Raw genomic sequence first — 9,385 nt, forward strand, 5'->3', positions numbered from 1 at the left:
TATCCGGCCTCGCTCAGCGTCCTGATCACCGGCGCCCAGTAGCTCGACGCGAAATTCCGGCCATGCAGCAGCACGACCACGCGGCCGTTCGGCTGCGCCGGCGCGACATCCATGTAGGCCATGCGCAACGGCTCACCGTCATTGACGAGCGGGAGGAGGTTGACCGGGTAGGGATAGGCAAACCCTTCGAGATCGATGCCATAGGGCTCGCTCGGCGGATAGTCCGCGGCAAGGGCCGGTGTGGCGAGCAGGGTGGCGGCGAGCGCGGCAACGAGGATACGGTTCATCAGGGGTTCCGGAAGCGAAGCGAGGCCACCGGCTTTAGCAAAGGCGCGCATGGCCCGGCATGACGGGCCGAACAACACCGCGTGATGAGACGATCGCGGCCGATCAGATGATCCCGCCATTGGCGCGCAGCACCTGGCCATTGATCCAGCCGCCGTCGGGGCCCGCGAGAAACGAGACCGCGGCGGCGATGTCGACGGGCTCGCCGAGCCGCTCCAGCGGCGCGAGTTGCTTGAGGCGATCGATCACCTCTTGCGGCTTGCCGTCCAGGAACAGCTTGGTCGCGGTCGGTCCCGGCGCGACCGCATTGACGGTGATGTTGCGGCCGCGGAGCTCCTTGGCGAGCACAGAGGTCATGGCCTCGACGGCCGCCTTGGTGGCGGCATAGACGCCGTAGGTCGGATGCAGCAGGCCGGCCTGGCTGGAGGACAGGTTGATGATGCGGCCGCCCTTGCGCAACCGCCGCGACGCCTCGCGCAGGGTGTTGAAGGTGCCCTTCAAATTGACGGCGATCTGGCTGTCGAACAATGCGTCATCGCTGTCGGCCAGCGTCGCGAGCCGCATGATGCCGGCATTGTTGACGAGCACGTCGACCCCGCCGAACGCGGCGTCGGCCGTGTCGAACATCCGCGACACCGCCGTGCCGTCGCTGACGTCGGCTTGCGCGGTCACCGCCTGTGTCCGCCGGCCTGCTTGATCTTTCCCGCCAGCGCCTCCGCGTCGGCCGCGCTGCCCCCATAATTGATGACGACCTTGAAGCCGTCGCTCGCGAGCCGCTCCGCGATCGCCGCGCCGATGCCCCGGGAGCCACCGGTGACGACCGCGACCTTTCCGTTCGAGCTGGACATTTTGCCTCTCCATTTTTGCCGCCGCGCCTCGTGGCCGATGCGGAGGATTCACGCTGGGATATTGGATGGTCTAGATACCGCATTTTCATGGCGCCGAGAATCCCGGACGCGGAAGCGCACCGAATGAAACGTCAGCCAAGGCGCGGCGATCAGGGCGCCTATGAGGTCCGTGCCCCTGATAGCGGCGCGATAGCGGACCTCGCCGGGGGTCTCAGTCGGGCCACTTCCGGAAAGTCAAGACGATCCACACGGGCATTTTGTCGGCGCGGGAGTGGTACTTGGAATCTCAAGCCCTGGCGCTTTCGACGAAACCTCCTTCGGGCGCTTCATGCGGAATTGACCAACCGAAATAGACCTCGACATCAACGATCTTTCCGTTGCGTAGCGTAATGATTTCCGTATTGCGCGAGGTTCTTCCAGACGTGAATGCCAATTCGTACGTGATGAAAACGCAATCGTCGTCGGCCAGCACATGGACCGTTTTGCGCCCGACGATGGCCTCGCTCACCTTCCAGCAGCGGCGGAAATAGGTCGCGCGATCAATCCGATTGTCCCGCGGGCTGGAAAAACGGAATGCCTCATCGACAACCGCCTCGATCGCCGCCCGATCCTTGTCCGTGTAGGCCTGAAAGTATTTTTGCACAACGGCGACATTGGATCTTGTCATCGAGACTCTCCCAACCAGTTGCAATATGCAATCGGTTCCCTTTTAGGGAAACTGATCCTAAATTGCAAGCAGATTTGTGGAGAATAGTATGGGAACCTCGCAACGATCCGGATGCCCGATTAATCTGACGCTTGAACTTCTGGGGGATCAATGGAGCCTCATTGTCATACGCGACATCATGTTCGGCAGGCGGCGCCACTTCCGCGAACTCATCACCAAATCGGAAGAAGGTATTGCCTCGAACGTGCTAGCAGATCGGCTGAGGCGGCTGGTTGAAAACGGGTTGTTGTCGAAGCGTGACGACCCCGCCCACAAGCAGAAGGCGATCTATAGCCTCACCGAGGCCTCGATTGAGCTCGTTCCGCTCCTCGTTCAGGTGGGCGCGTGGGGCCGCCGCCACACCCCAGCAGATCCGGTGCTGGCGAAACGGGCCAAACAGCTGGAGGAGGGAGGCCCGAAGAAATGGAAAGCGCTGATGGCGCACCTCAGGGCATCTCATATTGGGCCGCCGTCCGCCTGAAGGCTTTGGTGCCGATGCGCCGACTTCCGAGATGGGTCAGGGGCCGAAAGCCTCACGCTGAACATTAGCCGACATTGAACTGGAGGCCGCCAACGACGGGGCTATCCGCAGCACTTGCCGTTTTGCTGAACTGGCGGGCAAGGCACAGAGCCATAGGAGCAATAGACGCAGCAATCCCCAGCCCTGGGTTTGAGACGTGCACCACAGCCCTTGCAGTCGTAGAAAAACTGACAGGCGTTGGTCGGCATCGTCTCCGTAGAGACATGTCCGCATGAGGGGCAGGTGATGGTCGATTGCGACTGCATTACCGGCTCGTACGAATGATCCTGAGGAGCGGCTGCTCTAACCGGTCCCAAGTCGCCGCCGTCACAACCAAGATGGACGCCAAAGATAGCGCGACCGCCGTGCTCCTCGCGCCAGGTTTGGGGAAATAGAAAGCCCAAGCGATACTGATCATTCCAACGCTAAGAATCAGGATGGCGGTTCTATAGGCGGCGAGCACCTCTAGGACGGCGAAAATGCCTGCCCCGGCCCCTAATCCGCCAAGTACGAGCGGCAAAACACAGCAGGAGGCAGCGAATAGCGCTCCGGCGCTGGTTACAAAACCAAGCGCGGCCAAAATGTCGGCTGGAGATCGTCGGTTTGTTGCCGCCATAAGGCGGGGGTAGTACACGGTCCTACACTTACATGCCATTCCCAGTCTCGGCAGAAGCGGCTGCATGCCCGCTTAGGTCAAAATGCGAAAACTCAGCGCGAGCAAATCCGGTCCGCTATACCCACTAAGCGGACCTTAATCAGAGGTGTCGTCTCGAGGCGCAGGCGTTGATTCTACCCACTCCACGGAACGAGCCGTTCGAAGCTGTCTGGTCAAGCCCGTCGTCTCAATGAAAGATGCGTCCGGAGTCGATGACGACGGTCTGACCGGTCATGGTTTCGGTGCGGCACATGGCGACCACCATGTCGGCGCAGTCTTCCTTGTCGGCAGGCCGCTTCAGGAGCGAGCTCGATGCGGAGCGCTCGATCTGCTCGGGCCGGAGATTGGCTGTCGCGCGCGTGCCGTCCAAGAGACCCGGTGCCACGCAGTTGACGAGCGTCTCGGGCGCGAGCGCCACCGCCATGCAGCGCGTCAGATGAATGAGCCCCGCCTTCGACACGGCATAAGCGATGGAAGAGCCGGTCGGGCTGAGCCCTGCGACCGAAGCGATGTTGACGATGCGGCCTCGCCCCTGGGCCTTCATGATGGGGGCCACCGCCTTGGTCAGGCGCATCGGCCCCGGTCGCGGCTGCGCGCATACATGACCGCGATATGCGCGCCCTCCTGCGCGAGCGCGTGGCAGATGCGCTGCCCCAGCCCGCCATTGCCGCCCGTCACCAACGCAACGACGCCCTTCAGGTCCATCGCTTCTCTCCTCTAATGCGAATGCGTGTTCGGAAACAGCGCTGCGAACCGCTTCTCGCCGTTGCGGGTGAAATTGACCACGCGGCTGCCGGGGGTCGGGTCCCGCGCGGCCCACTTCAATTCGGCGAAGCGCGCCATCATGGCGGCGCCGAGCGTGCCGGCGAGATGATGCCGCCGCTCGCTCCAGTCGAGGCAGGCCTTGCAGACGGGGCGGCGCGGATGCGCCAGCATGGGCTCCGAGATCTGCAGATGCTGCTCCAGGAAGCGCGCGCCATCCGCCGTCAGCTCGATCTCCTGCTTCCTGTGCCGCACCAGCTTCTGCGCTCTCATGCTGTCGAGCATCTGCACGCCGAGATCGCCGGCGAGATGGTCGTAGCAGATGCGGGCGCGGCGCAGCGCCGGATCCTTCGGACCGGTGCGCACACGCATGTGGCCGGCCCGCGCGGCCAATCCTGCCAGACCCTCCAGCACGCCGGCAACGTCGGGGTCGGTGAGGCGATAATAGCGGTGGCGGCCCTGCTTCTCCGGCTCGACCAGCCCGCCGGCCTCGAGCTTGGCGAGATGGGAGCTCGCGGTCTGCGGCGTCACGCCGGCCTCCTGCGCGAGCTCGCTCGCGGTCAGCGCGCGGCCGCTCAAAAGCGCCGTCAGCATGTTGGCGCGGGCGGGGTCGCCGACGAGAGAGGCGACCATGGCGATGTCGGGTCCAGCTTTCATGCTTCGATGATAGCCGAAGCATCGGCGTTGGGCAAGGGCCTAGTCTCGCGGCCGTCGTCATTGCGGGGAACGAAGCGACGAAGCAATCCGTTCATTGCGGAGTGGCGGATTGCTTCGCCGTCGCTCGCGATGACATGCCGTAACGCCGGAGTCACCCATGACCGTTACCGTCTTCATCCGCTATCAGCTCGACCCGTTCAAGCGCGCGCAGTTCGAGGAGTATTCCAGGCGCTGGCTCTCGATCATCCCGCGCTGTGGCGGCGACCTGATCGGCTATTTCATGCCGCACGAGGGCACCAACAACATCGCCTTCGCGCTGATCTCGTTCGAGAGTCTGGCCGCGTACGAGGCCTATCGGGCGCGACTGCGCCAGGACGAGGAAGGCGTGGCGAATTTCAACTTCGCCGAGGAGAACAAGTTCATCCTTGCGGAGGAGCGCACCTTCCTGCGCAAGGTCGCGGCTTGACCGGGGTTCGATTGGCGGCAGATGGCAGCACTGGCGCGGCCCGTGCCGCGCCGCTATCTAAGCGCGGCCATCGATCGGAAGAGAGAAGAGAAAGGGGAGACCCCATGCCGGTGACGACGTCCGACAAGCGCGCCCGTTTTCGCAAGCTTCATGAGACGGGCTGCTTCATCATTCCCAATCCCTTCGACATCGGCAGCGCCAAGGCGCTGCAGCATCAGGGCTTCAAGGCGCTCGCCTCGACCAGCTCCGGCTTCGCCTGGACCATCGGCAGGGCGGACAACCGCGTCACCGTCGACGACGTCTGCACGCATCTGGCCGCGATCTGCGCGGCCGTGGACATTCCCGTCAACGCCGATTTCGAGGGCGGCTTTGCCGTCGAGGCGGCGGCGGTCGGCGCCAACGTCGCCCGCGGCGTCAAGACGGGGGTCGCCGGGTTATCGATCGAGGATTCCACCGGGGATCAGACAAGACCGCTCTACGATCGAAGCCTCGCGATCGAGCGTATCAAGGCGGCGCGGCAGGCGATCGATGCCGATAACAGCGGCGTGCTGCTCACCGGCCGCTGCGAGGCGTTCCTGTGGGGGCAGCCCGACTTGAAGCTCGTGATCGACCGCCTGCTGGCCTATGCCGAAGCCGGCGCGGACTGCCTCTATGCCCCGGGCATCAAGACCAGGGAGGAAATCTCCGCGGTGGTGAAGGCGGTGGCACCGAAGTCCGTCAACCTTCTGATCGGCGCCTCCGGGCTGTCGCTCGCGGAGGCCGAAGCGCTCGGCGTGCGCCGCATCAGTGTCGGCGGCGCGCTGGCCCGCTGCGCCTGGACCGGCTTCATGGATGCGGCCAAGGAGATGGCCGAGCGCGGTACTTTCACCGCGCTCGCCAAGGGCTATTCCGGCGGCGAGCTGAACAAGCTGTTCGGCTGAACGGCTTCAACGACGAAAAAAAGCGCGCAACGGCTTTCAGCCACTGCGCGCCAGTTTCGCGAGCCTGTTATCGTTGTTATTTCGGCGCCGCCTCGGTGCCCTGCGGGGCCGCCTGCGGCGGGGTCGGGCGGTTGGTCGACGCCGCGCCGGTGGTCATGCCGGGCTGGTCGTTGGTGCGCGGGGTGACATCACGCGCGCCGGAAGGTGCTGGTGGCGACGATGGTGCCGTTTGCGCCGTCTGCGAAGGCGGCGTGGTCGAAGCCTGGTCGCTGCCGGTGTGGTTCATGCCGTAGAACACGGCGCCCAGCACCAGCGCGACGCAGAGTGCAAACAGCGCGATCTTGCCGGTAGTCATCGGGCGCTCGCCGGTTTCGGGGTCCGGGAATTCCTCCTCCAGCCCGGTCCGGCCACGCGGGCTCGGGTCATCGAGACGCTCGACATCAGGATCGGCCGGAATCCGGTCATAGGGATCGGTCGGAATGCGTTCGTTGCTCATGAATGGCTCCTCCTTTCGTCGGGTGACAACCGCCATCGTCGGCCCTGGTTCCGGGCGCGGGCCGGGTTGCATGAGGAGGATGCGGGCCTGTGCCGGGGAACTCGCACCCAGGTTCCGGGCGGTTGCGACGCGAGACGTGCCGTGAGGATTCACGGCATACGCCGCGCCTTGGCGACCTCGTCGGCGGTCACCGCCGGCGCCGCATTGCCCCAGGCGTTGCGGATATAGGTGGCGACGTCGGCGATCTCCTGGTCGCTCCACTCCTTGGCATAGCCGGGCATCGAGCCCGGATTGGGCGCCCGTTCCGTGGTCACGCTCTGCGCGCCGTCGAGGATGATGCGGAGGGTGCTCGCGGGGTCGGTCGACTGCAGCAGCGCGTTGCCCGGCAGCGGCGGATAGATGCGCGGCGCGCCGGTGCCGTCCTGCTCATGACAGGAGACGCAGGCGCGGCCGTAGAGCGCGGCCCCCGATTTCATCGCGGCTTCCGGGGGCGGTCCGACCTGAGGCTCCGGCGGCCCGGCCGGCAGGTCCTTGAGGTAGACGGCGATCGCCTGCAGGTCGGCGTCGCTCATCTTCGAGGTCGAGTTGACGACGACCTCGGCCATCGGCCCGTCGGCATGGCTCTTGGCGTTGCGGCCGCTCTTGAGATATTCGACGATGTCATCGACGCTCCAGGATTTCAGCCCGCTGCGCAGGGCGGCGTCGAGCCTGGGCGCGTACCAGCCGCCGACCTCGTTGCCGGAATACGCCCGTCCGCGCTTCTTGGCGCCCAGCATGTTCTTCGGCGTGTGGCACGCTCCGCAATGGCCGAGCCCTCGCACGAGGTAGCCGCCGCGATTCCATTCCGCGCTCTTGCCCTGGTCCGGCTGGTAGATGCCGGGCCGGAAGAACAGATAGTCCCACAGCCGCATCACCACGCGATGATTCGCCGGAAAGCGCAGCTCCGGCGGCGGCGTCTTGTTGCTGACCGGCGCGAGCGTCGCGAGATAGGCCCGGATCGCCAGGATGTCGTCATGCGTGATCCGGGTGAAGTAGGGGTAGGGAAAGGCGGGATAATAGTGCGAGCCGTCCGGCGCCACGCCGAAGCGCAGCGCGCGCACGAAATCCGCGTCGCTCCAGGCGCCGATCCCGGTATCGCGGTCCGGCGTCAGGTTTGGCGCATAGACCGCGCCGAACGGCGTCTCGATCCGCTTGCCCCCGGCAAACGGCTTGTCGGCGTCGGCGGTATGGCAGCCGGTGCAGTCGCCTGCCACCGCCAGCGCCTTGCCCTGTTCGATCGTCTCGGCGGATGGTTCGGCCGACGCCGGCGAAGGCGCCAATGCACTGCACAAAAACAGGGCTGCGAGAATCACCCGCACGGTTGATGTCTTCCGTAATGAAAATGAAACTTTGGCGAAGTCGTATAGCGCGAAACCGCGGCATGCGGAACGTCATGCTGTTTCGCCGGCACCGCCGGCAACGACACAAAACGAAATGCGGATGACTTCTGCGAACACGAAATTGCGATTCGCGCTCCATGGCTCCTGCCGAGCCGATTTGTGATGCACGGGCGCAAAAATCCCGCCATAGAGTGGCAACCGGCGCCGCGACCACTAGGTTAGGAACGTTGGGCGGGCCAACGCCAGAGAGGGCTTTAATGGGCATCAACCAGGGGCCGATCAGTCTCGATCAGAAATATACCCAGTCGACCGGTCATGTCTTCATGACCGGCATCCAGGCGCTGGTCCGCCTGCCCATGGCCCAGATCAGGCGCGATCGCGCCGCCGGGCTCAACACCTCGGCCTTCATCTCCGGCTACCGCGGCTCGCCGCTCGGCGGTTACGACCAGCAGCTCTTCGCCGCGCGAAAACATCTCGAGCAGTACAACATCAAGTTCCAGCCCGGCGTGAACGAGGACCTCGCGGCGACCGCGGTGTGGGGCTCGCAGCAACTCAATCTCTCGCCCGGCGCGAACTACGATGGCGTGGTCGGCATCTGGTACGGCAAGGGTCCCGGCGTCGACCGCTGCGGCGATGTCTTCCGCCATGGCAATACCGCGGGCTCGGCCAAGAAGGGCGGCGTGCTGTGCCTGGCCGGCGACGACCACGGCGCCAAATCCTCCACCGTCCCGCACCAGTCCGACCATGCCTTCATCTCCGCGCTGATGCCCTATCTCTACCCCTCCAGCATCCACGAGATGATCGAGATGGGGCTGCTCGGCATCGCGATGTCGCGCTATTCCGGCTGCTGGGTCGGCATGAAGGTGATCACCGAGGTGGTGGAGACCACCGCCGAGATCGACCTCACCGACGAGATGAAGCCGTTTGTCATCCCGGGCGATTTCGAGATGCCGCCGGGTGGGCTCAACCTGCGCTGGCCCGATGACCGCTTCGCGCAGGACCTCCGGCTGCAGGACCACAAGGGCTATGCCGCGATCGCCTTTGCCCGCGCCAACAAGGTCAACCGCGTCACCATGGATTCGCCGAACGCGCGCTACGGCATCATGGCGTCCGGCAAGAGCTATGAGGACATCCGCCAGGCGATGCGCGAGCTCGGCATCACGCCGGAGATCGCCGCCAAGATCGGCATCCGCCTCTACAAGATCGGCATGCCCTGGCCGCTGGAGCCGGAAGGCGTGCGCCAGTTCGCGGTCGGGCTCGAGGAGATTTTCATCATCGAGGAGCGGCGCGAGATCGTCGAGAACCAGGTCAAGCAGGAGCTGTTCAACTGGCGCGATGACGTCCGCCCGCGCATCGTCGGCAAGATGGACGACCACGACAAGCGCTTTCTCACTTTCGCCGCCGAGCTGTCGGTCGCGTCGCTGGCAAGCTCGCTGACCGAGCGGCTGCTCCGCCTCAACCTCAATCCCGAAATCGCCGACATGCTGCGCGCCAAGGCCGACTGGTTCAATGGCCGAGACGCCAGCCAGGTGCAGGCGACGGCACCGGTGACCCGCACGCCCTATTTCTGCTCGGGCTGTCCGCACAACACCTCGACCAAGGTGCCGGAAGGCAGCCGCGCCTTTGCCGGCATCGGCTGCCACTTCATGGCGTTGTGGATGGACCGCAACACCGAGACCTACACCCACATG

At 64.8% G+C, this 9,385-nt stretch carries 10 protein-coding genes and 3 pseudogenes; 4 read left to right on the plus strand and 9 right to left on the minus strand.

The window, feature by feature from the left end:
* The 3 genes and pseudogenes from JOY90_RS07025 to JOY90_RS07035 form a co-directional block, all read right to left on the minus strand.
* Positions 1–287 (minus strand): annotated as a pseudogene (locus JOY90_RS07025) (alpha/beta hydrolase); the annotation flags it as partial.
* 103 nt (positions 288–390) lie between these two features.
* Positions 391–1,133 (minus strand): annotated as a pseudogene (locus tag JOY90_RS07030) (SDR family oxidoreductase).
* A gap of 286 nt (positions 1,134–1,419) precedes the next feature.
* Complete coding sequence (locus JOY90_RS07035; RefSeq protein ID WP_291690424.1) at positions 1,420–1,800, minus strand: nuclear transport factor 2 family protein; 381 nt, start codon at positions 1,798–1,800, stop codon at positions 1,420–1,422.
* A gap of 88 nt (positions 1,801–1,888) precedes the next feature.
* Between JOY90_RS07035 and JOY90_RS07040 the strand changes: the two genes are divergently transcribed.
* The gene (locus tag JOY90_RS07040) at positions 1,889–2,320 is read left to right on the plus strand and encodes a helix-turn-helix domain-containing protein (RefSeq protein ID WP_291690425.1); all 432 of its coding nucleotides are present in this window, start codon (positions 1,889–1,891) and stop codon (positions 2,318–2,320) included.
* Positions 2,321–2,421: 101 nt separating this feature from the next.
* Here JOY90_RS07040 and JOY90_RS07045 read toward each other — a convergent pair whose 3' ends face one another.
* The 4 genes from JOY90_RS07045 to JOY90_RS07060 all read right to left on the minus strand — a co-directional run bounded on the left by JOY90_RS07045 (position 2,422) and on the right by JOY90_RS07060 (position 4,433).
* The gene (locus JOY90_RS07045; RefSeq protein WP_291690426.1) at positions 2,422–2,625 is read right to left on the minus strand and encodes a GDCCVxC domain-containing (seleno)protein; all 204 of its coding nucleotides are present in this window, start codon (positions 2,623–2,625) and stop codon (positions 2,422–2,424) included.
* Between the two features lie 576 nt (positions 2,626–3,201).
* Positions 3,202–3,588 carry an SDR family NAD(P)-dependent oxidoreductase gene (locus JOY90_RS07050; protein WP_291690427.1) on the minus strand — a complete coding sequence of 129 codons (387 nt, stop codon included), beginning with the start codon at positions 3,586–3,588 and terminating at the stop codon, positions 3,202–3,204.
* Complete coding sequence (locus tag JOY90_RS07055; protein ID WP_291690428.1) at positions 3,579–3,719, minus strand: SDR family NAD(P)-dependent oxidoreductase; 141 nt, start codon at positions 3,717–3,719, stop codon at positions 3,579–3,581. The genes JOY90_RS07050 and JOY90_RS07055 overlap by 10 nt, the downstream gene beginning before the upstream one ends.
* A gap of 12 nt (positions 3,720–3,731) precedes the next feature.
* Complete coding sequence (locus JOY90_RS07060) at positions 3,732–4,433, minus strand: helix-turn-helix transcriptional regulator (RefSeq protein WP_291690429.1); 702 nt, start codon at positions 4,431–4,433, stop codon at positions 3,732–3,734.
* Between the two features lie 157 nt (positions 4,434–4,590).
* On the opposite strand from JOY90_RS07060, the gene JOY90_RS07065 reads away from it, so the two are divergent.
* Both JOY90_RS07065 and JOY90_RS07070 read left to right on the plus strand, forming a co-directional pair.
* Positions 4,591–4,899 carry an NIPSNAP family protein gene (locus JOY90_RS07065; RefSeq protein WP_291690430.1) on the plus strand — a complete coding sequence of 103 codons (309 nt, stop codon included), beginning with the start codon at positions 4,591–4,593 and terminating at the stop codon, positions 4,897–4,899.
* Positions 4,900–5,003: 104 nt separating this feature from the next.
* Positions 5,004–5,819: an oxaloacetate decarboxylase gene (locus JOY90_RS07070; RefSeq protein ID WP_291690431.1), complete on the plus strand. Its 816-nt coding sequence runs from the start codon at positions 5,004–5,006 to the stop codon at positions 5,817–5,819.
* Positions 5,820–5,895: 76 nt separating this feature from the next.
* Here JOY90_RS07070 and JOY90_RS07075 read toward each other — a convergent pair whose 3' ends face one another.
* Both JOY90_RS07075 and JOY90_RS07080 read right to left on the minus strand, forming a co-directional pair.
* On the minus strand, positions 5,896–6,315 hold the full coding sequence (locus tag JOY90_RS07075) for a hypothetical protein (RefSeq protein WP_291690432.1): 420 nt from the start codon (positions 6,313–6,315) through the stop codon (positions 5,896–5,898).
* Between the two features lie 149 nt (positions 6,316–6,464).
* A complete protein-coding gene (locus tag JOY90_RS07080; protein ID WP_291690433.1) occupies positions 6,465–7,673 on the minus strand; it encodes a cytochrome c in 1,209 nt (402 codons plus the stop codon).
* Positions 7,674–7,951: 278 nt separating this feature from the next.
* Here JOY90_RS07080 and JOY90_RS07085 point away from each other — a divergent pair.
* A pseudogene (locus tag JOY90_RS07085) lies at positions 7,952–9,385 on the plus strand (indolepyruvate ferredoxin oxidoreductase family protein); the annotation flags it as partial.

This window comes from Bradyrhizobium sp., from assembly GCF_019242285.1.
Classification (GTDB): domain Bacteria; phylum Pseudomonadota; class Alphaproteobacteria; order Rhizobiales; family Xanthobacteraceae; genus Bradyrhizobium.